At 32.2% G+C, this 23,731-nt stretch carries 18 protein-coding genes; 12 read left to right on the top strand and 6 right to left on the bottom strand.

Going from position 1 to position 23,731, the window contains the following annotated elements:
• The first annotated feature begins 189 nt into the window (after window positions 1–189).
• Both Q0807_RS02870 and Q0807_RS02865 read left to right on the top strand, forming a co-directional pair.
• The gene (locus tag Q0807_RS02870) at window positions 190–1,434 is read left to right on the top strand and encodes a glycosyltransferase family 4 protein (protein ID WP_299106182.1); all 1,245 of its coding nucleotides are present in this window, start codon (window positions 190–192) and stop codon (window positions 1,432–1,434) included.
• A gap of 10 nt (window positions 1,435–1,444) precedes the next feature.
• On the top strand, window positions 1,445–5,638 hold the full coding sequence (locus tag Q0807_RS02865) for a phosphodiester glycosidase family protein (RefSeq protein ID WP_299106180.1): 4,194 nt from the start codon (window positions 1,445–1,447) through the stop codon (window positions 5,636–5,638).
• Between the two features lie 259 nt (window positions 5,639–5,897).
• Here the strand turns inward: Q0807_RS02865 and Q0807_RS02860 are convergent, their stop codons facing one another.
• From Q0807_RS02860 to Q0807_RS02845, 4 genes are all read right to left on the bottom strand, one after another.
• A complete protein-coding gene (locus tag Q0807_RS02860; protein WP_299106178.1) occupies window positions 5,898–6,803 on the bottom strand; it encodes a TIGR01777 family oxidoreductase in 906 nt (301 codons plus the stop codon).
• A 284-nt stretch (window positions 6,804–7,087) separates the two neighbouring features.
• Complete coding sequence (gene mnmD, locus Q0807_RS02855; protein WP_299106176.1) at window positions 7,088–7,774, bottom strand: tRNA (5-methylaminomethyl-2-thiouridine)(34)-methyltransferase MnmD; 687 nt, start codon at window positions 7,772–7,774, stop codon at window positions 7,088–7,090.
• 2 nt (window positions 7,775–7,776) lie between these two features.
• The gene (locus tag Q0807_RS02850; RefSeq protein WP_299106173.1) at window positions 7,777–8,235 is read right to left on the bottom strand and encodes a hypothetical protein; all 459 of its coding nucleotides are present in this window, start codon (window positions 8,233–8,235) and stop codon (window positions 7,777–7,779) included.
• Window positions 8,213–8,713 (bottom strand): DUF4920 domain-containing protein, encoded by a 501-nt coding sequence (locus tag Q0807_RS02845; RefSeq protein WP_299106171.1) that lies wholly within the window; start codon window positions 8,711–8,713, stop codon window positions 8,213–8,215. Before Q0807_RS02845 ends, Q0807_RS02850 begins: the two co-directional genes overlap by 23 nt.
• Window positions 8,714–8,830: 117 nt before the next feature.
• Here Q0807_RS02845 and Q0807_RS02840 point away from each other — a divergent pair, with 117 nt between their 5' ends.
• The gene (locus Q0807_RS02840; RefSeq protein WP_299106169.1) at window positions 8,831–9,898 is read left to right on the top strand and encodes a branched-chain amino acid aminotransferase; all 1,068 of its coding nucleotides are present in this window, start codon (window positions 8,831–8,833) and stop codon (window positions 9,896–9,898) included.
• Between the two features lie 53 nt (window positions 9,899–9,951).
• On the opposite strand, the gene Q0807_RS02835 is transcribed toward Q0807_RS02840, so the two are convergent.
• A complete protein-coding gene (locus Q0807_RS02835) occupies window positions 9,952–10,338 on the bottom strand; it encodes a nucleoside triphosphate pyrophosphohydrolase family protein (RefSeq protein WP_299106167.1) in 387 nt (128 codons plus the stop codon).
• Window positions 10,339–10,379: 41 nt separating this feature from the next.
• On the opposite strand from Q0807_RS02835, the gene Q0807_RS02830 reads away from it, so the two are divergent.
• A complete protein-coding gene (locus Q0807_RS02830; protein ID WP_299106165.1) occupies window positions 10,380–10,565 on the top strand; it encodes a hypothetical protein in 186 nt (61 codons plus the stop codon).
• A gap of 93 nt (window positions 10,566–10,658) precedes the next feature.
• Here the strand turns inward: Q0807_RS02830 and Q0807_RS02825 are convergent, their stop codons facing one another.
• Window positions 10,659–11,312 carry a YceI family protein gene (locus Q0807_RS02825; protein ID WP_299106163.1) on the bottom strand — a complete coding sequence of 218 codons (654 nt, stop codon included), beginning with the start codon at window positions 11,310–11,312 and terminating at the stop codon, window positions 10,659–10,661.
• A 151-nt stretch (window positions 11,313–11,463) separates the two neighbouring features.
• Between Q0807_RS02825 and Q0807_RS02820 the strand changes: the two genes are divergently transcribed.
• The 8 genes from Q0807_RS02820 (at window position 11,464) to Q0807_RS02785 (ending at window position 23,596) form a co-directional block, all read left to right on the top strand.
• Window positions 11,464–12,015 (top strand): nucleotide exchange factor GrpE, encoded by a 552-nt coding sequence (locus tag Q0807_RS02820; protein ID WP_299106161.1) that lies wholly within the window; start codon window positions 11,464–11,466, stop codon window positions 12,013–12,015.
• A 48-nt stretch (window positions 12,016–12,063) separates the two neighbouring features.
• Window positions 12,064–13,188, top strand: a complete 1,125-nt coding sequence (dnaJ, locus tag Q0807_RS02815) for a molecular chaperone DnaJ (protein WP_299106159.1) — start codon at window positions 12,064–12,066, stop codon at window positions 13,186–13,188.
• 319 nt (window positions 13,189–13,507) lie between these two features.
• On the top strand, window positions 13,508–14,434 hold the full coding sequence (locus tag Q0807_RS02810) for an ABC transporter ATP-binding protein (protein WP_299106157.1): 927 nt from the start codon (window positions 13,508–13,510) through the stop codon (window positions 14,432–14,434).
• Window positions 14,435–14,436: 2 nt separating this feature from the next.
• Window positions 14,437–15,750: an ABC transporter permease gene (locus tag Q0807_RS02805; RefSeq protein ID WP_299106155.1), complete on the top strand. Its 1,314-nt coding sequence runs from the start codon at window positions 14,437–14,439 to the stop codon at window positions 15,748–15,750.
• Between the two features lie 3 nt (window positions 15,751–15,753).
• On the top strand, window positions 15,754–16,629 hold the full coding sequence (locus Q0807_RS02800; protein WP_299106153.1) for a mechanosensitive ion channel family protein: 876 nt from the start codon (window positions 15,754–15,756) through the stop codon (window positions 16,627–16,629).
• A gap of 12 nt (window positions 16,630–16,641) precedes the next feature.
• Window positions 16,642–17,532: a DUF6268 family outer membrane beta-barrel protein gene (locus Q0807_RS02795; RefSeq protein ID WP_299106151.1), complete on the top strand. Its 891-nt coding sequence runs from the start codon at window positions 16,642–16,644 to the stop codon at window positions 17,530–17,532.
• Window positions 17,533–17,534: 2 nt separating this feature from the next.
• Entirely contained in the window at window positions 17,535–18,698 is a 1,164-nt protein-coding gene (locus tag Q0807_RS02790) for a sigma-54 dependent transcriptional regulator (protein ID WP_299106149.1), read from the top strand.
• A 620-nt stretch (window positions 18,699–19,318) separates the two neighbouring features.
• Window positions 19,319–23,596, top strand: a complete 4,278-nt coding sequence (locus Q0807_RS02785) for a T9SS type A sorting domain-containing protein (protein ID WP_299106147.1) — start codon at window positions 19,319–19,321, stop codon at window positions 23,594–23,596.
• Window positions 23,597–23,731 lie beyond the last annotated feature (135 nt).

Genomic DNA, 23,731 nt, shown 5'->3' with positions numbered 1-23,731 from the left:
ATGATTTTTGAAATTTCTTAAAAAACCTAAATTATCATTTCGTTAAGATTAGCGACATAAATTATAGTACACATAATTTAATCTTGTTTAAATTTTTGAAGTCGTAATTCCGCAAATACAGCGCTTTAAAACCTTTCAATCCTTTTTTCTATTCTCTATATTTAAAGAACACAAAACTTTAGATAACGTATGCGAATAGGTATTATAATTGGAAGAATTGGAGGCGTAGATGGCGTAGCACTCGAAACCGAAAAATGGATAGATGTATTAAAAAAACTAGGACATGAAGTCTTTATTATGTCTGGTGAATTCGAATCCTGGAACATGGATTATGAGCACGATTATCTATTTCCGGCTTTATCCTTTTTTTCAGTAGAAGCAGAATGGGGACAACGTAAGGCGTTTTATGAACCAGACAAGGATCCATATCCTTTACTAGGCCATGTTGAGGATGCTTCTAATATGATACATCAAGCCATGGAAGCTTGGGTTTTAGAAAAGCGCATAGAAGTTATTCTTTCAGAAAATGCTTCGGCTTTACCATGCCATTTATCAATGGGTGTTGCCATTAAAAAATTGATAAAATCTACAGGTTTACCTGTTGTTACTCATGATCACGATTTTCATTGGGAACGTGGTCAACGTTACGTATCTGCGCATCCTGAAGTAAATAAGTATGTCGATGAAAATTTTCCGTTGTTGCTGCCAGATGTTAAGCATGCGGTTATTAATACGTTTGGTGTAGAAACCTTTAAAAACCGATTTGATATTGATGCCACTATGGTTCCTAATGTTATGGATTTTAATCGTGTGTATGGCGTGCCAACACCAGAGAATAAATTTTTCTTAAGAGACGTCGGTGTTTTAGAAGATGAAATTGCTCTATTACAAGTAACACGCATTGTAAGACGTAAAGGAATTGAAACTGCTATTTCATTAATTGATCAACTCAACGATAAGAAACTAAAATTAGTCATTACAGGTAATAATAATGATGATGAGAATAAGGAATATTATAATGAGTTAATAGACCAAATACATGATTTAAACCTCTCTAGTCAAGTCATATTTGCAGCTCACAAAGTTTTAGACCATAAAGATTTATCTGACGTGTATGCTCACGGTAGAGCAGCAACTTATTTTAGTACGTATGAAGGCTTCGGAAATGCTTTTGTAGAAACAGTACTCGCTAAAAAACCAATTTTTGTAAATGATTACAAACCAGTCTATAGCCAAGATATAGGTAACAAGGGATTTGAAACGGTAATGATTACGGATAGCAATCTTACACCAGAAAGTGTACAGCAAATGTCTGATATTATTTATAATCCAAAACGCTGTTTAGAGATTGGAGAATACAATTTTAACATCGGTAAAAAACATTTTTCATATGAAGTATTAGAAGAAAAGTTAAGCCAATTATTTAAATTTTAAGAACTAGAAGATGACTGATAAGAAAACAACAAAAATTACTAATATTTTAAATGAGCTTAACAATGAAAAGATAAATACCTGGTTTGATTTAGGTTTATTCATGGATAAATTTAAAGAGAAAAATTTACCATCTGCTTTTAAAGGTAATGCCTCTACTTTCGATTCACATGTGGAGAAAGGAGGTATTGCATTCCTAACCTTTTATTTTACAATTGATGGTATCACGGTAGAAACAGAAAAGTATGCCAAAACTTTTAAGAACATATATCCAGATATTCCTATTCACTTTATTGCTGGAGAAATTAAAGAGGAAGCGGATGAGTTAATTCCAAAAGGTGCATTCAAAAAAGTAATTTCAGAAATGGAAGCTTTTGATGCTTGGCCTTTATATAAAGATTTCTTTCAGATTAAAATGGAACGTGGCAGTGAGGCTTACAATAATCTTATTGGTAAGTTTTGGGCTGAGGTTTTAGTCCTTGTAGAAAAATTAGGTAGTTATATCGAAGAGAATGACATTTCGTTGTTATATCTTATAAATGTCTGTTCTAATCCAGGTAATGTGTCGTTGGCTTTAGCTACGGTTTTAATTTCAGAATATTTAGGTATTCCTGTTATTAATAATAATCACGATTTTTATTGGGAAGGTGGCAACAGAGCAGTAGAAATTAAAAAGAAAGGTTTAAAAAAAGGACCAAGAGATTTCTTTTTTCATAATGCACATGTTGGTGAGTTTTTCTCAATTATAGAAACTATTTATCCATGGGAAAGCCGCTCTTGGATGAATGTAAATATCAATAGAATTCAACAAGACCATTTAATAAATATTAATGGACATAATCCTGCCAATGTTGCATTGTTAGGTACAGCAGTAGATACCAAAATGCATCAAATGAGTAAGCGTGATATTATTAAAGCGTTCATGCAAGTGTCTACTATTTTTGCGAATAAAAAAGATACAATTACAGTTCATACAGCTGCACACCATACAGAAAGTAAACGCTCTTTAAAACCTATATTATTAGGATATAAAACCATTAAGGATTTCGATTTTGTAAATAACAACATCGTGTTTTTACAACCTACAAGAGTTATTAGCAGAAAGTCTATTGAGTTGAATTTTAAACTCATTAAACGTTTGTTCTCTTACGATGCTTTTGCGGATAAGTTTATTACCAATCCACAATTAAAATTATCCTTAATCGTTTCCGGACCCATTCCTCATGGTCAGCAGAATTATTATGAAGACTTAAAAAAAGACTTTAAAAAGTTTTTAAAAGACCTTCCAAAAGAATTTAGAAAACGTGTATTACTTGGGTTTTTGTTTAGTGAATTCGATAAACATGATTTTAAAAAGAAACATAAAAAACCTTTAGATATAAAGCAACTTTTTGATGTTGCCTCTTTAATTTTATTACCAAGCCAAACGGAAGGGCGAGGTTTGCCAATTATTGAAGCAGCAGCTTGTGGAACACCTATATTTTGCAGACAATATGAACCAAGAGAGGTTTATGATGAGGTTATTGGTCGTCACTTAGACGAGTCGCTTCGTCTTAATGTTTTAGAATTTAAAGGGTCTAAAGTACCAAAGAAATTAGCAGAAAGAATATGTGACCATGTGTTTTATCCGCAAAACAGAATGGTAGATGTAACACACAATAGAAGTGTAATTAAAAAACGTTACAGCTTAGAATCCTTAGAAGATAATATCCGCTATATTTTACAGCGTATGTATTATCAGTTGGCTTCGGTTTCAATTGACGATAATCCTCAGGTGATTAATTTATTAAAACAATATAAAGCGTCTGTAGATTTTGAAAACGATGATCTTAATGCAATTCTCAATAAAAAAACGAGACATTATTTGCCTGGTTATGGTCGTTTATCTTTTATGCATTATTTAAAATCTTTGATTGATCCTAGCTTTTTTAGAGTTGAACAGCAATTGGTAAAAGGACGAGTAATGCGTTATGCCAGAACGATGGAAAATGACATTCCAGATTTGGTAAATACGAATCTCGAAGTCATCCATAAATATTACAATGCTATTGATGATATTTTTAAATATGTTGATGGCGAAATTTCTATTCGTCATGATCATGCTTTAGCGTATCGTCATAGAAATAAAAAATCGTATGCTTATCAAGCTTTTACGCTTCAAGAGATAACAGGTTTGGTAAATATGATTTATACAGATGTTTTTAAACCAAAACATCTTCCAGATTTAACTTTAGCACCACAATTTTTTGCCGATTGGGAATTAGCGCTTTTTCAGCTAACCAATAGTAAATCTTTAGGTATTGATGACCGAAAAATATTAACTAAGAATTTAAAAAAGAATGTGCCTAAAGGTTATTTTCCTGGACGTTACATTAAGCATGAATTGGAGTATTTTGTATTACAACCTATTCGTGCACAATTAAATTTAACAATACAGCAAGAGTTAACTTCAGAAATACTTGAAGCTAACGTAGATAAGTTAGAGAAAATCTACATTTTTATACACGAGGCAAGAATTACCAAATGGTTTTCTAGTGCAGATATTAAGGATTATTTAGAAAGCGGAAAAGAGCCAGAATTAGGCTTGTTGTATAGAGCAGGCGTTGTTCAGATTATTGAAACGAAGCAATGGTCAGAAGGTGTGCATTTTCCACAAATGGGAGCAAAGGCTATAAAGATTTTACGAGATATTAAAGCTGCAGATGGTTTCTTAATCACCAATGGCGAATCTGCGGCAATGATGACAGATATTATAGAAATCGACCATTTCCATATCGGAAAAGTATTGTATGAAATGACAGCCAAAATTATGGGAATTCCTAAAGGCAGTGGATTTATTCAGTTTGTGCCAGCAGGTGTACGTACTACTTTGGCATATCCTACACCAATTCAAACCGCTAAGGATTTTGATAAGGTTCTTAAAAGCGATTTGTATCAAGATTTAAAAGATACATTAAGCGAAAAGGAGTTGTTGGGTATGATAACGAAAGATGCTATTGAAAACGGAACACCTATCGCTAAATTATTAATTCAGATTAAAGAGGGTTTAAAATTATCTAAAACCGTTGAAAAAGTAAAATCATCTTATGCAGGAGGCGTTTATGAAGACGGTTTACCTTGGAGTGGTGTTTTAGCTGAAATTGATACCAAAAAATACCATTGGAAATTCGCTGCACATATTGCTAACAAAGAACCTAAAAATGTACCAGCACTTGTAAAAGAGTATAAGAAGAAAAGTAACAATCCTAATAAAATTGAACTAGCTTGGAATGGCGGTTATATTTTAAATCCGGAATTGGTAGGTAAACTCGGACTGCCAGAGACTTATATCGGTTCGCCTTTAGGCTTGTTAATTATGAATAACAAGGTGTTTTGTCCACCATTATTCAATAAACCAGCCTTTATAATTTATAAAAATGGTGATGTCGATATTAGAAAAGTGAATAGTAAAGCCGGATTTATAATTAAAGAGAAAAACCAAGAGTTAACTTTTAATAGTTCCAATTATAATAATCATAGCATTACAGAACCTTGTTTCTATGATTTGTCTTATGCTGAAGATACGTTTGAAGGCAATGGCAATGTCATTGTAAGAATAGCAGGTAATACGGTAAAAGAAATTATTAAAACGAAGCCTAGAGAAACTGTTTCTGTAATTCCGGTTGGGATAACTTTATCTATTCCTATAGACTTGTTTTCAGATGCTATGTTTAAGGAAGGAAAACCATTATCAATTCAGTTATTAGAGCCAGAAGAAAATCCTTATAAATGGGATGAGATTTCTTATGCAATTGAAGCAGGACCAATGTTAATTGATGGCGGAAAACAAACTCTTAATATGGAAGACGAAGGTTGGAAAACCTCTAATTCCATAAAAACACAAGCAGCACGATTAGATTATACAGATATGCGTGGACCAAAAATTGCTGTTGGTATTACCAAAGAAGGTAAATTGATGGTATTGATGGTAAATGGTCGTATTAGAGAATCTGTTGGAGCAACACATTTTGATATGGTAGATATTCTTTTAAAATACGGAATGGATAAAGCTATGGGCTTTGATCCAGGTGGAAGTAGTACGTTAGTTGTAGATGGAAATATTATGAATATCTCACCATACAATAAAAATTATGAAAAAGATATTTATGCCTTACCACCAGAACCAAGATTTGTAGCCAATGCTATTATGGGTTGGATTGAAGACTGATTTGAAGCATAAAGTTGAAAAAGAGGCAAATAGTGATATTTGCCTCTTTTTTTATTCAATTTATTCCTTAATGTCTGGTTGAGCGCAGTCGAATTCTCTTTTATAGCGTAACGTCACTTAGAGTGAAATTCCTTTTTTAGGAATTTTGTATCGAGAGGCTAACGAATTATAACAGTTCTCGATACAATTTTTTTTGAGCCTCAAAATCACTCGAACTGACGATTTATTTTTTAATATAACGATTATTAGTAATCAAAACTTATCCTAACAAATCCTCTAAAGCAGGTTTTAAATTCACATATTTAAAATCAAAACCTTCACTTTCTACTTTTTTTGAACATACACGTTGACTTTCAAATAGTAGAATATGCATTTCACCTAAAACCAATTTCATTACAAATTTTGGAATATTGGGTAAAATCAATGGACGACGTAAAACTTTAGCAGAAGCTTTAGTGAGTTCTTTATTACTTACCGGATTTGGAGCAACACCATTATAAATACCTTCAAAGTTATTTTGAAGCGCAAATACAAAAAGTGAAGCTAAATCTTTAATATGGATCCAACTTTGCCATTGTTTACCACTGCCAAAAGCAGCACCTGCACCAAATTTAATGGGTTTTACAATTTCTTTTAAAGCACCACCATCTTTAGCTAAAACTAAACCAATTCTAATTTTGGCGACTTTACAGCCTAAATCTTTAAAACCATCTACAGCAGCTTCCCATTCATGGACCACTTTACCTAAAAAAGTATCTGAGATTTCAGTAGTTGTTTCATCGTAATAATTAACTAAGCTTGTTGGGTAAATACCAATAGCACTAGCTGAAACCACTTGGTCAATTTTATAGTTGTGATTTTTTATAGTGTCTTGGAGGAGTTGAGCAGTCTTGGTTCTGCTTTCTAAAAGAATTGTTTTGTAACTGTCTGTCCAACGTTTAGAGATTGAAGCACCAACCATATTAATAATAGCAGAAACACCATCAAAACAGTTGTGGTCTATTTCGTTGTTGTTTGGATTCCAGTAAAATCCTTTGTAATTAGAATCTGCAGTAAGCTTAGATTTTGAAGTCGTTAAATAATGAACATTAATTCCCTCAGCATGACATTGTTTTACAATTTCCTTTCCAATTAATCCTGTTGCTCCTGTTATTAAAACGGTCATCTTCTTTTTTATGTAAAGATACGAAAGGCGTGAAGTCTCTGAGTAAGATTTAGATAGGATTTAACGTTTGATTTATTAAAGGAAACATTTCCGTCAGTTCGAGTGATTTTGAGGCATAAAAAAATTGTATCGAGAACCATTTTACATTTACAGCTTCTTAATAGTTTTACTTATGTAATTGAAGTAATAAATTTCGGAAAGGAAACTTCGCTGGAAGTGAAGTCAAGGTACAATTAATGTTGTTCCTTAACTAGATGTTTTCGTTGCTCTCAACATTTAATTCGCTATTCGCTCACTGAATGTTTCGTTGCTCTCAACATTTCACGTTTTCCTGGAGGTCCAGGTAATCGCTCAACAACAAAACCAACAGCTTGCATAGCGCGTCTCACACTACCTTTGGCTGAATAAGTAACCAAAACACCATTTTTTTTTAAGGCATTATACATTATTTTGAAGATGTCTTCAGTCCATAAATCGGGTTGAACACGAGCACCAAAAGCATCAAAATAAATGATGTTATATTCATTTGTGGCAGTGATGTCTTTGAAGAATTTTTCCTGTTTTTCTAATTTAAAGCTAGGTGTAATGTCATGTTGTTTTTTCCAAGAAATTTCATGTAGTTTTTCGAAAATGGCTCCATGAGATTCAGAAATTAATTCAACATAATTTAATTGATTTATTTCTTCTAGTTGTACTGGGTAAGCTTCAACACCAGTATAGTTAAGGCTTAATTTAAGTTTTTCTGCTTCAATTAAAGTTAAGAAAGCATTGAGTCCTGTGCCAAAACCAATTTCTAGAATGGCTATGGGTTTAGAATCTGAATGAAGTTCAGAATAAAAAAGCAAACCATGTTTTAAAAACACATGGTTTGCTTCTTGTATTGCACCATGAATAGAATGATATTGTTCGTTCCAATCTTCTATTTGTATGGTTTTAGAACCATCTGATGTGGTAATTATTTTTCGTTTCAATTTTATTGAATCAATAGTTTTTTAATCTTAGGAATTGGTCCTGTACATTCTGTTTTATGGCAACCTAAACAATTATTTATAGAGGCATTAAAACGCTCTTTTAACTCCAAATTAGATAGTGTGTCTATAATTGTGTTTTGAGATTCAATAAAAACATTTACAAAACTTTGCCAATTTTCAGTTCTAGATTTTCCACTCGTCATTTCAGCCGAATGCAATTTTAATAAATCTAAAGGCATAGCAGAAGGTGTTTCTCCTGCAACAATTTTAGTCTTTAATTGTTCATTGTATGCATACATGGCATTCATAAAATTAGCCATTTCTGAAGGTTGATACATCTCGTATTCAATAACCTTTTTTGTAGCTGATTCTGGTGCTTTCTCTTCGTTTTTACAATTATAAATGAGTAAACACGTAAGTAAAATAAAACCTAGAGATTTATTGTTGTAGTAAAACGCCATCAGCTTCAAAACGGTATTCGAATTTTGGTTCTGTAATTTTATTGATTTCTTCTTCTGTTTTGCCAGCATCCTCAGCATAATGTCTCAATTCGTCAACAGAAGTTTCAGTTACAAAAGCTTTTCCGTTAATAATAACATCGCCTTCGGCATTTAATGGCATAAAGAAACCGTAATCTTTAAATTTAACCATTACTTCATCATTACCAGTATCTAAAGTCATCCAACATCCTTTTTTAGAACATACTTCTATGATTTTTCCTTTCATTTTAGAAATAATAGTGTCACCAACTTTTAAGTCTTTATAGTTTTCCATCATACGTTCTCCAGTTAAGGCGTCAGCATCGGTGATTTCTTTACCAAAAGAAGCATATGCAATCTCTTTTTTTGCTTCAGGAGCTTTTTCTTCAGTCGTTTTTTCTTCATTTTTACATGAGAATAGGGCTAAACTAAGTGCTAAAAGTAAAATGGTTTTTTTCATTATTGATAGATTTTGAATTGAATTATTATCTATTTGCTAATTTACACAATTTTAAGGAATATTACTTTTTATTAAAGCAATCGATTATGTACATTTGTGCTTAAACATCATGTAATTATGGCTAATGAAACAGAGAATATCAGCATTGAAAAATCTGATTCTACAAAAATTAATAGTGTAGATTTTAGTAATTTAGACTTTGGTAAAGTCTTTACTGATCATATGTTTGTCTGCGATTTTGAAAATGGTGAGTGGCAAGCGCCTAAGATTATGCCATACCAAGCCATGACATTTGAACCGTCGGCTCGTGTTTTTCATTATGGACAAGCTGTCTTTGAAGGTATGAAAGCTTATAAAGACGCTGACGGAAAGGTATTTTTATTCAGACCGAAACAAAATTTTGAAAGAATCAATAAATCTGCTGCGCGTTTATCTATGCCAGCTTTTCCTGAGAATTACTTTTTTGAAGGTTTAGAAACGTTATTGAAATTAGATAACGAATGGATTAAGCCAGGTATTGGTAACTCATTATATATACGTCCTTTTGTGATTGCAACAGAACCTGCAATTTCTGCATCGCCTGCAAACTCATATCGTTTTATGATTATTTGTTCGCCTGCGCAATCTTATTATAATTCTCCGGTGCGTGTATTAGTTGCAGAGAAATTTAGTAGGTCTGCAAATGGAGGTGTTGGTGCAGCTAAAGCAGCAGGTAATTATGCAGCTCAGTTTTATCCTACGAGTTTGGCGCAGAAAGAAGGATTTCAACAAATTATCTGGACAGATGCTGATACGCATACGTATTTAGAAGAAGCAGGTACAATGAATGTATTCTTTAGAGTTAATGATACATTGATTACTGCACCTGTTAGTGATAGAATCTTAGATGGGATAACGCGTAAGAGTATTATTCAGCTTGCGGAAGATTTAGGTATTAATTGTGAAGTAAGACAAATTAAGGTTGAAGAAATTAAGACAGCAGCAAAAGACGGAAGTTTAAAAGAAGTTTTTGGAGCAGGTACTGCAGCTGTAATTAGTGAGATTTCTGCATTTCAGCATAAAGATGAATTGTTTGAGATTACTGGTGCTGAGGATTCTTACGCTAAATTATTCAAACAGACATTAATGGATATTCAGTATAATGTTTCTGAAGATGCACATGGTTGGAGACGAGAAGTGAAATAATAAATTTATATTTAAGATAAATAAATAAAAAAGCAGCCAATTGGCTGCTTTTTTTAGGACTCTAAAATCTCTTTAATGTGTGGTTTAAAATAGTTTGGGCCTTTTAAAACCTTACCATCTTCTCTATATATAGGTTCGCCATCAGCACCTAATTTACTCATGTTACTGCGTTGTATTTCTTCAAAGACTTCTTCAATTTTATGTTGCATGCCGTGTTCTATGATTGTTCCGCATAAAATGTAAAGCATATCACCTAAAGCATCAGCAACTTCAACCAAATCATTAGTTTTTGCAGCTTCAAGGTATTCTTCATTTTCTTCGCGCATTAACTCGTAACGTAATAGATTTTTGTCTAACCCAAGGTCAGCTTTTGGTGTTTCGCGATGTCCTATTTTAAAAGCAGTATGAAAAGCTTTTACTGCATTAATTTTATCTTGCATAGTTGTTGGTTTAATTCCTATTTTTGCATAAAAATAAGAAGATGTTTAGTAACGGTCAATTGATTTTTGGAATATTATTTTTTATAGCCTTTGTTATAATTGTAGGTTATCAATACCGTAAAGATCTTCAACTTCATAAAAAATACTATAAAGGTACCATTTGGGTGTTAATTGCCTTTCTTGGTTTTATAGGTATGATTGCTGCTATTAAATTTATATTTATGTAGTATCATTGATTACTATTTCAAATTTTCAAGTTATTATCACAAAAAAAAGCAGCCATATTAAATGACTGCCTTTAAACTACTATTTAGTTTTAATCAAGCTTTAGTAGCTTTTAATGAAACTTTCATTTCAATATCATCATTGATAAATTTATCTCCTAAATTATCAAAAAATGATTTAGAACCATATTCAATATTCCATTTAGAACGGTCAATTGTAAATGTTTCGCTTGTTAAAGTTACATCGTTGTCATTTACTTTAGTTGTAACTGGAAAGCTTATGTTATTTGTCTTTTCTTTAATTGTTAAGTTTCCAGAAAGCATAGTTTTACCTTTAACAGTTTCTAAACCAGTAACCTCGAAAGTTGCAGTTGGGTGTGCTTCAACATTAAAAAAGTCAGCATTTTTAAGATGTCCAGTTAATTTACCATTACCTTCATCTTCTGCAGGTATATCTGTAACTACAATGCTAGTCATGTCAATTACAAAATTTCCGCTTTCAATAACGCCATCGTTTACACTTAAGTTTCCTTCTTTTATAGCTATTGTTCCATTATGAGAACCTGTCGGTTTAAAACCTTTCCATTCAATATTAGAATCAGTTGTATTTACATTGTAAGTAACGGCTGTTACTTCTGCAATCGCTGCTTCTTCAGCACTTTTAGTTTCAGCTTCTTTTGCTTTGTCTCCACAACTTGCAAATGTGATAAAAGCAGCTAAGGTGAAAATTTTAAAAATTTTGGTTTTCATGTCAGTGTTATTTAGTGTTTGTTTTAAAAAACAAAGATAGGTAATAGATAGATTAGAGAATGATAAAAAAATGTTAATGACATTTTGACATTTTTATAATAATGGCAGTACTTTTGCCAATTCTAAATCAAAGATTTAAAAAGAACTCAAAATGAGTAAAAAAGATAAAAACACAAAGGTTGAAGATCCACAAGTTGAGGATCAAGCTACAACAACTGCAGAAGCAGAGGTAGAAGCACAAGATGAAAGGTCTCTAGAAGAGCAATTACAAGATCAATTGGTTGCTGAGAAGGATAAATTTATGCGTTTGTTCGCGGAATTTGAAAATTATAAAAAGCGAACAACAAAAGAGCGTATAGAATTATTTAAAACAGCTAGCCAAGATGTAATGGTTTCTATGTTACCAGTTTTAGATGATTTTGAACGTGCTTTAACGCATATTGAAGATGACAAAGAGGCTGAAGAATTAAGAAAAGGTGTATTATTAATTTACAATAAATTAGTAAATACGTTAGAGCAAAAAGGGTTGTCTAAAATTGAGGTAAGACAAGGTGATACTTTCAATGCAGATAATCACGAAGCGATTACGCAAATACCAGCACCAACAGACGATTTAAAAGGAAAAGTAATCGATGTTATTGAACCTGGTTATAAATTGGGAGATAAAGTGATTCGTTTTCCTAAAGTAGTTATTGGACAATAAAATTAGAATACGAGTTTCGATTTTAGTGAAACGAAGAATATAAAGTTGATGAAAGAAGATTATTACGAAGTATTAGGAATTAGTAAAGGTGCTACTGAGGCAGAAATAAAAAAAGCATATCGTAAGATGGCTTTAAAGTATCATCCTGACAAAAATCCGGATAACACAGAAGCTGAGGAGAAGTTTAAAAAAGCCGCTGAAGCTTATGAAATTCTAAGTAATGCAGATAAAAAAGCTCGTTACGATCAGTTTGGTCACCAAGCCTTTGATGGTAATGGTGGTGGAGGCTTCGGTGGAGGCGGAATGAATATGGACGACATCTTTAGTCAATTCGGAGATATTTTCGGAGGTGGCTTTGGAGGTGGAGGCGGATTCAGTGGCTTCGGTGGAGGCGGCAGACAACGTGTTGTAAAAGGAAGCAACTTACGTATTCGTGTAACGCTATCATTAGAAGACATTGCTAATGGTGTAGAAAAGAAGATAAAAGTAAAACGTAAAATCCAAGCACCAGGTACTACTTATAAAACATGTAGTACATGTAATGGAGCTGGCCAAGTAACACGTGTTACTAATACAATTTTAGGACGTATGCAGACTTCTGCAGCTTGTCCTACTTGTGGAGGAGCAGGTCAGACTATCGATAAAAAACCATCAGATGCAGATGCGCAAGGTTTAAAAGTTGCAGAAGAAACTGTAACCGTAAAAATACCAGCAGGTGTTGTAGATGGAATGCAGTTAAAAGTTACTGGTAAAGGAAACGATGCCCCAGGAAATGGAATTGCAGGTGATCTTTTGGTAGCTATACAAGAAGAAGAGCATGCAACCTTAAAAAGAGAAGGTGATAATTTACATTATGATATGTATGTTAGCTTGCCAGATGCTGTTTTAGGAAACTCAAAAGAAATTGATACAGTTACAGGAAAAGTGAGAATTAAAATAGAACCAGGCGTACAATCTGGTAAGATTTTAAGATTAAGAGGTAAAGGAATTCCAAGTATTAATGGTTACGGTAAAGGTGATTTGTTAGTGCATGTAAATGTTTGGACACCAAAGACTTTAAGTAAAAAACAAAAAGCGTTTTTTGAAAGTATGAAGGAAGATGAACATTTTGAACCTAAACCTGAAAGTTCTGACAAATCTTTTTTTGAAAAAGTAAAAGATATGTTTTCATAAAGCTGTTAATTTTAAGAAAAAAGAGTATATTTGAATTATCGCTAATGCTAATTAGCGATAATTTTTCTTTTTCATAGCAATTTTTTCCCATCCTTGTCTAACCATAAGGGTGGGTTTTGTTTTTAGATTAGTTTTTAAATATTACATAGATAAAGCACTGTTTTTTAATCAACAAACCACAATTTGTAGTATATTTCAATCCATACTTTTATTGAAATATAGAATTTTTAAATTTCAAACAAATAGTAAGCTTTAATTATTCATAATCTAGAACATTTAATATCTTTACGTCATATCCTAACCCTAAAACAAAGTTTTTATGAATGACTTATTAGTTGCTAATTCCGTATCTAAAAACTTCGGAAAATTTAAAGCACTTAATGAAGTATCTATCGCTGTACCAAAAGGTAGCATCTTTGGTTTGCTTGGTCCAAATGGTGCAGGTAAAACCACGTTAATACGTATTATTAACCAAATTACAATGCCAGATTCTGGTACTGTACACTTAGATGGTCAGCCATTAAAAGCAGAACATATTAGAGATATTGGTTATTTGCCAGAAGAGCGAGGTTTATATAAATCCATGAAGGTTGGAGAACAGTGTTTATACTTAGCGCAATTAAAAGGCTTGAGTAAAACTGAGGCTCGGAAACGTTTAAAATACTGGTTCGAAAAGTTAGAAATTGGCGATTGGTGGAATAAGAAAATACAGGAGTTAAGTAAAGGGCAGGCCCAAAAAATTCAATTTATAGTTACGGTATTACATCAGCCTAAATTATTAATTTTTGATGAACCATTTTCAGGCTTTGACCCTATAAATGCCAACTTAATAAAAGATGAAATTTTACAATTAAGGGAAGAAGGCGCAACCGTTATTTTTTCTACACACCGAATGGAATCTGTAGAGGAGTTGTGTGATCATATTGCCTTAATTCATAAATCTAACAAAATTTTAGACGGAAAGTTAAATGATATTAAACGTCAAAATAAAACGAATACCTTCCAAGTAGGATTAGAATCTTTAGATAAAGATAGAGTGTTTGCTGAAATTCAAGATAAATTTGAAGTACTTCCGGCAACTTTTAAAAACTTAAATGATGATATTAAGTTGAATATAAAACTTGGTGATCATACCTCGCCAAACGATTTGCTTTCATTTTTAACATCCAAAGCAGAAGTGCATCACTTTGTAGAAGTTATTCCTTCGGCTAGCGATATTTTTATTCAAACTATTAAAAATAATTAAAGATGAATCATTTACCATTAATTATAAAGCGAGAGTATTTCACAAAAGTGAAGAACAAGTCATTTGTAATAATGACCTTTTTGAGTCCATTGATAATGATTGCTCTAATTGCTGTTGTTGCTTATTTGTCTCAGTTGAATAATGACAAGCAACGAACAATTTCAATTTTAGATGAAACAGGTTATTTAAAAGATGTGTTTCAAAATACAGATAATACAACTTATACTAACTTAAGCGGCTTAGCGTTTGACGATGCTATTGCTTTGGTTAAAGAGAAAAATGATTACGGATTATTACATATATCTAAAGTAGATTCTCTAGATGTGTTTGCCGATAATGTTAAGTTTTATTCTGAAGATTCACCATCATTAAGCATAATGTCTGGTTTAGAGCAAAAAATTGAAAAGCGCTTAAGGGAAATGAAACTTCAAAAAGATGGTGTTACCATTGCTCAAATTGAAGCTTCTAAAACGAATATAGAAATTGAACAAGAAAGTTTTGAAGGTGAAAAGAGTTCTAAAATAGATAATGTTGTGAAACTTGCGTTTGGTGGTGCAGCAGGTTATTTGCTTTTTATGTTTATCATTATTTATGGTAACATGATTATGCGTAGTGTTATTGAAGAAAAGACAAGTAGGATTATTGAGGTCATTATTTCATCAGTAAAGCCTATTCAGTTAATGATGGGGAAAATTATAGGAACTTCTTTAGCTGGTATTACGCAATTTGTTATTTGGGTGATTTTAGGAGGTGTATTAATGATGATTGTTTCTACAATTTTCGGAATTGATTTAACACAAGTTAAAACTCCACAACAAGAAATGGTGAATCAAGCCATACAAGCAGAAGGAGCACAAGCGATGGCAGAGAATTTAATTACTGCAATTGGTAATTTACCAATGACTAATTTAATTATAGCCTTTATGTTTTTCTTTATAGGTGGCTATTTATTGTATAGTTCATTGTATGCTGCTATTGGAGCGGCCGTTGATAATGAAACAGATACACAGCAATTTATGTTGCCAATTTTAATGCCGTTAATTTTGGCTGTATATGTAGGTGTATTTACGGTAATTGAAGATCCTCATGGAACAGTTTCAACAGTATTTTCATTTATACCATTAACGTCTCCTGTAGTGATGTTAATGCGTATTCCGTTTGGTGTACCGCTTTGGCAGCAAGGTTTATCTTTATTGTTACTAATAGGTACCTTTATTTTAGCCGTTTGGTTTGCAGCAAAAATCTATAGAGTAGGTATTTTAATGTATGGTAAAAAACCAACTTATAAGGAAATATTTAAATGGTTGAAATATTAATTAATGATTCAAGATTTAGATCATATTGAAGAGACTATTACTAATAGTGGTATATGGGAGTCAACTAAAAATTTCTTAGGGCTTCACATGGATATTGGTGAAGATATCAGTATTTCAATTCTAGATATTATAATCATTATTACTGTTATATTTTTAACATCAGTTGTATTAAGAATTGTTTTAAAAATAATAACAAGAAATCTTCCAACTGAGGATAAAGGTAAATTTAATGTGGTCTATGGCTACTTTAGATGGGTAATTTATCTCATTATATTCTTAATTACACTACATAATGTTGGTGTAAATGTTACAGCTGTTTTTGCGGCATCTGCAGCACTATTAATTGGTATTGGTTTAGCATTACAAACGTTATTTCAAGATATTATTTCGGGTGTTTTTATTTTAATAGATCAAACGGTACACGTTGGGGATATTATTGAAATTGATGGTAAAGTTGGGCGAGTAGAAGAAATAAAACTAAGAACTACAAGAGCAGTAACTATTGATAATAAGGTTTTGGTAATTCCTAATCATTTATATTTAGAAAATAGTCTTTATAATTGGACGCAAAATGGTTCAACTACACGAGAGAATGTTGAAGTTGGTGTAGCCTACGGAAGTGATGTTCAATTAGTAAGGAAGTTACTTTTACAAGCCGCAAGTACTAATGATAGCGTTCTTTCAGAACCAGAACCATCAGTTGTTTTTACTAATTTTGGAGAAAGTTCTTTAGATTTTAAACTTGTCTTTACATTATCAGATAGTTTTAAAGCGCAGTTTCCTAAAAGCGAAATACGCTTTGAGATTGACCGCCTTTTTAGAGAAAATAATGTTGCTATTCCGTTTCCGCAACGCGATATTCATATTATTAGAAAGTAATAAATTAGTTTTATGATTTTACGCTTATCAAAATGTTATACACTGCTAGTTCTACTAACACTAGGTTGTATTCATTTGGCGCAAGCTCAGTTAACGGATTTAGCACGTTTAGAGTATTCATTTATTCCCAGTAGTAAATCAGAGGATCAATACACAAGGTTAAGAGCTTCATTAAATTATCCAATAAAAATCAAAAACAAGGATTACTTAATAATTGGTGGAGAGTATAACAGAATTTTACTTAATCTCGAAGATGAATACTCATTTAACACGCATCAATTAAAAAAATTACATGTTATAGATTTTAGTTTGGGTTATACTTTTAAAACTAGTGAGAAATGGCGATTAGGTATACAAATTACACCAAGAATAGCGTCTACCTTAACAAGTAAATTAACCACTGACGATATGTTTTTGAATGGTGGTGTTTTTGCAATAAAAGACAGAAGAGATGCAAAGGATATAGATAAGCCTTATCGTTTGGTTTTGGGTCTTACTTATAATTCTACAACAGGTGTTCCATTTCCATTACCTTTTGTAAGTTATTTTAGACGTGTTAATGAAAAATGGTCTTATAGTATTGGCGTCCCAAAATCTAATGTAAAATACTTTTTTAATGAAAAGAGTATACTTCAAACATTTGCCGGACTTGATGGTTACTTTGCAAATATTCAACAACCTATAACTGTGAATGAGCAAGTTGCAGATAATATATCACTTTCTGTGGCTTTAGGAGGACTTGGGTACGAATATTGTTTTACAAAACATTTAATTGCTTATTCTTATATTGGTTACACGTTTTTACTTAGTAATCATTTAAGAGATGATAATAGAGATAATGTCTATAAACTAAATGATTTAAACGCTTTCTATTTTAGAAGTGGAATAAAATTTAAAATATAATTATGCCGAAAATATTAATAATAGAAGATGAAGCTGCAATCCGAAGAGTATTAGTTAAAATACTTTCTGAAGAAAATGATACCTACCAAGTAGAAGAAGCAGAAGATGGTTTGGTAGGAATTGAAAAGATTAAAAAAGATGATTATGATTTAGTTCTATGCGATATTAAAATGCCAAAAATGGATGGTGTAGAAGTTTTAGAAGCTGTAAAAAAGATAAAACCAGAAACTCCAATGGTTATGATTTCTGGACATGGCGATTTAGATACAGCTGTAAATACGATGCGTTTGGGTGCTTTTGATTATATATCTAAGCCGCCAGATTTAAATAGACTATTAAATACAGTACGTATTGCTTTAGATAGTAAAGAACTTGTTGTTGAAAATAAAAGACTAAAAAAGAAAGTCAGCAAGAACTATGAGATGATAGGTGAGAGCGATGGCATTGCTCGTATAAAAGATATGATTGATAAAGTAGCACAAACTGACGCTCGTGTTTTAATTACTGGTCCAAACGGAACAGGTAAAGAACTTGTAGCACATTGGTTACATCAAAAAAGTGAGCGTTCTAAAGGACCAATGATTGAGGTGAATTGTGCTGCGATTCCGAGTGAACTTATAGAAAGTGAATTATTCGGACACGTTAAAGGTGCATTTACATCTGCAGCAAAAGACAGAGCTGGTAAGTTTGAAGCGGCAAATGGAGGAACAATTTTTTTAGATGAAATTGGAGATATGAGTTTGTCTGCACAAGCCAAAGTATTACGTGCTTTGCAAGAAAGTAGAATTCAGCGTGTAGGAAGTGATAAGGATATCAAAGTAAATGTTAGAGTGGTTGCTGCGACAAATAAAAATCTTAAAAAGGAAATTGCAGATGGTAATTTTAGAGAAGATTTATACCACAGATTAGCTGTTATTTTAATCGAGGTTCCAGCTCTTAACGAAAGACGTGAAGATATTCCGTTATTAATTAACTACTTCGCAGAAAAGATATCTAATGAACAGGGTAACGCTAAAAAATCCTTTTCAGCAAAAGCGATAAAACTACTTCAAAACTACGATTGGACAGGTAACATTAGAGAGTTACGTAATGTTGTAGAACGTTTAATTATTTTAGGGGAAAAAGAGGTAAGCGAGAGCGATGTAAAAGCTTTTGCTTCTAAATAAATTATAAGCTATAGTTTTGACGTTCTGTCAATTAATGCTTCAAGCTATCTTTTGAGTGATAATAAATCGCGATAAAACGTTTGTTTTGTTCGATAAAGTGTATATTACTATTGTATTTAACCCTTAGTTTAATAGTAATGCCCCTAAATATTGTGATAGTCAAACCCTTATTCTTTTGTTTAAAAAATAGTCTTAAAATTTAAGTTTAGACAAGACGTAATTATCTGATTGCAACTTGTTTTATTGAATATATTTTTCCTAACTAGAGCCGCTAAATACCTATTTAGCGTTGCGTCTAAAATTACTTCATAAATACAATTAGTAGAGTAACGTTTGCATGTTATTAAGCATCTACATATGCCCATAATTTGGGTTGAAATGTTTATGGTTAGTATCCTGTGTGTATCGTGTGGATGACCTTGAAATATGGTTAAATCCATTCGTCGACACTTAAAAGTTATTCGTCATATCTCAAAGATGGTTCACCGAATTAATGAAATTCACCTCCTTATCACAAGTATCTTTGGGCTATAATTATCAGATTAAAGGTTAAAGTAAACGCTTATTATTTATGCAAACCCTTAATTAAAAATTTAAGTAAATCAAAAACCCCTAATGTTATGAATTTTAAATCCTTACTATTCTGTGCCTTGTTTGCAAGTTACAGTTTAATAATTTTTTCGCAATCACCTGGAGGTGTTGGTAAAACCGATATGTCAATGTGGGTGAGAGGTGATTTTGGTGTCAGTGATTCTGGTACCTTAAATTGGTCAGATGATAGTGGACTGAATAACCAACTTTATCAGTCAACTTCTAATGCTAAACCAACTCAAAGTAGTGCAATTAACTTTAATAGCACATTTACCTTTGATGGTTCGGATGACCGTTTTGCAATTTCTAATTTAAATTATACAGCAGGTCAGTCCATTAATAAGCTATACGGATTTGTTATTTATAAGACCGATTTTAATTCTACAAGTTATTCTGGTAACTGGTCTTTTATTGATTTTGATAGAAGTGAAACTTATAATTTCTATGTACATGGAGATGGTAGGTTGGCTATGTCTTATCAATCTGGTGAAACTCATGATTTAGTGGCTACAACAGCATCTAATGATAATTCAGCACATATAGGAACGTTCATTTTTAACAGCGATGAAACTAATGAATCTGTAATGCGATTAGATGGTAATGTAGATTATTCTGGTGATAATACTTCGAGTTCTATTTTAGCTAATAATGATAGATACGGTTTTGTAGGTGATGGCTCAGAAGCTGGAATAGAAAACGGAACTACAAATGGTTTTAATTATGATGGTGAAATAGCTGAAATAATTTTATATGAAGAAAATAGTTTAACAGCTGAAGAAATTCATAAAATAGAATCTTATTTAGCCGTAAAATATGGAATAACACTAAACCAAAGTATTGGCAGTTATGTAAATTCATCTAATACTGTAATCTGGGATAACATAACCTATTGGAATGATGTTGCTGGTGTTATAAATGATAGCAGTGTTGGTTCAATAAATCAAAAGGTTGGTCAATCTAACAATAACGATCAATTAATAATTGCTTCTAATAATGACTTTTCATCTTTAAATAATGATGCGGCAAGAACAGATTTACCATTAGGTTCATCCTTATTATTTGGTCATAATGATGATGATTTTGAAGCAGTTGATTTTGATCTAGCTAATGACGAATATATAATAGATAGACATTGGTATTTTCAAGAAGTTGGTGAAACTGGTGACGTTTATTTAGCAGTACCTAAATCTAATTTTAATAGTGACGATGTTGATTTAATAGTAAGTACTGATGATGTTTTTGATGGAGGTGATATAAGATATACATTAAATGAAGATGATACTCATTTTTATATCTCGTTAAATATTACTGATGGTGATTATATAACTTTTATAGAAAAAAATCCGGTTACTCCAGGAGGTGTTTTCGGGTCTAAATTATGGTATAAAGCAGATGCAGGTGTTGATGAAGCTAGTGGAAGTGTATCAACTATTTCTAATCAAGCAGCTAATAATTATAACTTATCACAATCAAGTACAGCAAGTCGTCCTTCAAATGCTAACTTAATGAATTACAATCCAACGTTTACGTTTGATGGAACAAATGATAGATTACCAATAGAAAATTTAAACTATTCGAGTACAGATAATTTAAATCAAGTTTATGTATGGACGGTTTATTCAACAACGTTTTCAGATGTATCTACCAATAACAATACTTACGATAATAGAAATTGGGGATTCTTAGATTTTGATAGAAGTGATTGGTTTAATACTTCTGTTGGAGGTGATGGTACTTTAGGTTTCTCTTACCACCCAACAAATTCAGATATAGTTGATGTAAAAGGAACAACTGTTACCAATACAGGAATACCACAACTTGGAGGTTATGTTTTTGATACAACAGAAGTTAATGAAACTTCAATAAGATTAAACGGAACCGAAGAAATTAGTGCAGATTTAACAGATGTCTCTTTAAATAGTTCTAATAGACGTTATGGTTATGTCGGTGATGGTTCTGAGGCAACTAGCTTTGATTCCGGAGGAAATAACATGTATTATTCTGGTGATATTTCAGAAATCATATATTTTGAGAATGTTACATTAGAAGCTTCTAAAATTGAAACTATAGAATCTTACTTAGCCTTAAAATATGGTATTACACTAAACCAAGCCATTACTCCAACAAGCTATTATGCTAGTAATTGGGATGGAGCAACAGGAGATATCTCTTGGGATGCTACTGAAAATAGTGGTTATAATAACAATATTGCAGGCATTGGTTTAGATACAAAAACAGGGTTAGATCAACGTGTTTCAAAATCTAGAAATGCTGATGCATTAATTGCGTTTGCACTAGATAATGATTTTGATGCGTCAAACACAGATTATTCAACAAGAAATACTGAGCATGCAGCTGATTTAAGTTTTATGACATGGGGAAATAATGATGACGCTATTCAATGGTCTTCATATGATTCTGAATCTTGCGATAAGCAAATATTAGATAGAGTTTGGCGTATAGATGAGACAGGTTCTGTTGGTACAGTATTTCTTTCAATTCCAGATTATAGTAGTACCTTAACAAGTAAATTACCTTCAAGTATTACAAATTTAAGTTTAATAATTAAACTTAGTGATGCAGATTTTACAATAGGAGCAACAGAGATACCATTGACATTAAATGGTACAAATTGGGAGTTACCAGCAGGTATTAATTTTGAGGATGGTGCATATTTTACAGTAGTATCTGAGCGACTTACAAAAACAGCTGTAGGCAGTGATTGGGATGTGTCAGAAAATTGGTTTCCAATTGGTGTGCCAACAGCTACAGATAATGTAATTATACCTAATGGAGTTACAATGACTATTGCAACTGCAAATGCAGAAGCTAATAATGTAAAGGTTGAAGCTGGTGCAGGTCTTTTAATTGACACAACAGCAGATTTAACGGCGAACTGTAAAGTTCTTTTAGAATCTATGTCTACAAGTTATTCAAGTTTAATTTTAGATGGTTCTATAATCGGTGATGTTGTTTATCAAAGACATGTTAACGAAGCAGCATCTTCTGGAAACGCTACAGCTTCTAACGATTTAATTAGTGCGCCATTAACTGGTCAAACATTTGGTGATTTTAGAGCCGCTAATTCTAATATACTTTCTGGTACAATAGGAGGAAGTCCAGCATTTTTATTTGGCCCCTTTGATACTAACTCATTTAGCTATATAAATTATGGGTCAAGTGATGATTCGTCAACATTAGATGCGGGTGTTGGTTATAGAACCGGTTCTACAGACAATGGAACTTATACATTTACTGGTAATGTAGAAACATCAACAGTAACTGTGCCAGTGGTTTCAAATGGAGATGTTTGGAATCTAATAGGTAATCCTTATCCATCTTATATTAGTGTACAAGAGTTTTTTAACGAGACCAGTAACATCGAAGCTATGAATAGTGGGTTTTATTTCGGAATTTATGGATATGATGGAACAGCACATGATGGATGGGTGATTTACAACCTAGCCAATACAACAGCGTCCACTTTAATTGCACCAGGACAAGGTTTCTTTGTAGCAACGGATCCCAATGAGTTAGGAAATATGACATTTACACCTCTAATGCGAAGTACTGGAAGTTCAGATGATTTTATTGCAGGAAGAAGTAGTTCTGCTCCATTAACTTTCCTAAAGTTAAAAGCGAGTACATTTAGTAATTCATATCATACTGATTTTTATTTTAATGCTAATTCTACTTTAGGATTAGATCATGGCTATGATTCTACAATATGGAATAATGAGACACCAAGTTTTTCTTTATACTCTAATTTAGTAGAAAATAATGAAGGAAAACCTATGGCAATTCAGTCTCTTAATGATGCTGATTTAGCTAATGTTACTATTCCTTTAGGTGTGCATGCAAATGCAGGTGAAGCTTTAATTTTTAATATAGACGAATCAACGCTGCCATCTGGTACGCAAGTTTATTTACAAGATACGCAGTTAAATACAACAACTTTATTAACAACATCTTATTACGTAATTACACCGAATTCTAATTTGAGCGGAACAGGTCGTTTTTATTTAAATATTGTAAGTAATGCATTGTCTTTAGAAACCGTAAAGCAAACCGAATTAGTACTCTATAATAACCCTAATTCTCAGGTATTAGTATTAAAAGGATTATTAGATATGGATGCTAAAATTTCTCTTTACGATATTCAAGGTCGATTAATTTCTTCTATAAACTTAGAGACAAATACGAGTACTCAAAATATTGAATTTAGCAATTTATCTTCTGGAGTATTTATCACTAAAATTGAAGGCGCAAATGTCTCTAAAGCACAGAAAGTAATTTTTAATAATTAAAGATATATATTATTGTAAACTAGGATTGATTTCTATTAATCGTGAAAAGGCTGACCTAGTGTCAGCCTTTTTTTTTGCTATATATAACGGTTTAAAAATGCCTAATTTAATCAGTTATGAGAGACGTTTATTGCA

It is taken from the genome of uncultured Winogradskyella sp. (genome assembly GCF_947495255.1).
In the GTDB taxonomy this organism is placed as follows: Bacteria; Bacteroidota; Bacteroidia; order Flavobacteriales; family Flavobacteriaceae; genus Winogradskyella.
The sequence above is the reverse complement of the archived record's forward strand: the minus strand, read 5'-3'. Positions and strand labels throughout refer to the sequence as shown.

Excerpts from the sequence above, each read along its gene's own strand:
- Q0807_RS02870 (WP_299106182.1), top strand. The coding sequence starts at position 190 with ATGCGAATAGGTATTATAATTGGAAGAATTGGAGGCGTAGATGGCGTA.
- Q0807_RS02865 (WP_299106180.1), top strand. The coding sequence starts at position 1,445 with ATGACTGATAAGAAAACAACAAAAATTACTAATATTTTAAATGAGCTT.
- Q0807_RS02860 (WP_299106178.1), bottom strand. The coding sequence starts at position 6,803 with ATGACCGTTTTAATAACAGGAGCAACAGGATTAATTGGAAAGGAAATT.
- Q0807_RS02850 (WP_299106173.1), bottom strand. The coding sequence starts at position 8,235 with ATGGCGTTTTACTACAACAATAAATCTCTAGGTTTTATTTTACTTACG.
- Q0807_RS02845 (WP_299106171.1), bottom strand. The coding sequence starts at position 8,713 with ATGAAAAAAACCATTTTACTTTTAGCACTTAGTTTAGCCCTATTCTCA.
- Q0807_RS02840 (WP_299106169.1), top strand. The coding sequence starts at position 8,831 with ATGGCTAATGAAACAGAGAATATCAGCATTGAAAAATCTGATTCTACA.
- Q0807_RS02835 (WP_299106167.1), bottom strand. The coding sequence starts at position 10,338 with ATGCAAGATAAAATTAATGCAGTAAAAGCTTTTCATACTGCTTTTAAA.
- Q0807_RS02830 (WP_299106165.1), top strand. The coding sequence starts at position 10,380 with ATGTTTAGTAACGGTCAATTGATTTTTGGAATATTATTTTTTATAGCC.
- Q0807_RS02825 (WP_299106163.1), bottom strand. The coding sequence starts at position 11,312 with ATGAAAACCAAAATTTTTAAAATTTTCACCTTAGCTGCTTTTATCACA.
- Q0807_RS02820 (WP_299106161.1), top strand. The coding sequence starts at position 11,464 with ATGAGTAAAAAAGATAAAAACACAAAGGTTGAAGATCCACAAGTTGAG.
- dnaJ (WP_299106159.1), top strand. The coding sequence starts at position 12,064 with ATGAAAGAAGATTATTACGAAGTATTAGGAATTAGTAAAGGTGCTACT.
- Q0807_RS02810 (WP_299106157.1), top strand. The coding sequence starts at position 13,508 with ATGAATGACTTATTAGTTGCTAATTCCGTATCTAAAAACTTCGGAAAA.
- Q0807_RS02805 (WP_299106155.1), top strand. The coding sequence starts at position 14,437 with ATGAATCATTTACCATTAATTATAAAGCGAGAGTATTTCACAAAAGTG.
- Q0807_RS02800 (WP_299106153.1), top strand. The coding sequence starts at position 15,754 with ATGATTCAAGATTTAGATCATATTGAAGAGACTATTACTAATAGTGGT.
- Q0807_RS02795 (WP_299106151.1), top strand. The coding sequence starts at position 16,642 with ATGATTTTACGCTTATCAAAATGTTATACACTGCTAGTTCTACTAACA.
- Q0807_RS02790 (WP_299106149.1), top strand. The coding sequence starts at position 17,535 with ATGCCGAAAATATTAATAATAGAAGATGAAGCTGCAATCCGAAGAGTA.
- Q0807_RS02785 (WP_299106147.1), top strand. The coding sequence starts at position 19,319 with ATGAATTTTAAATCCTTACTATTCTGTGCCTTGTTTGCAAGTTACAGT.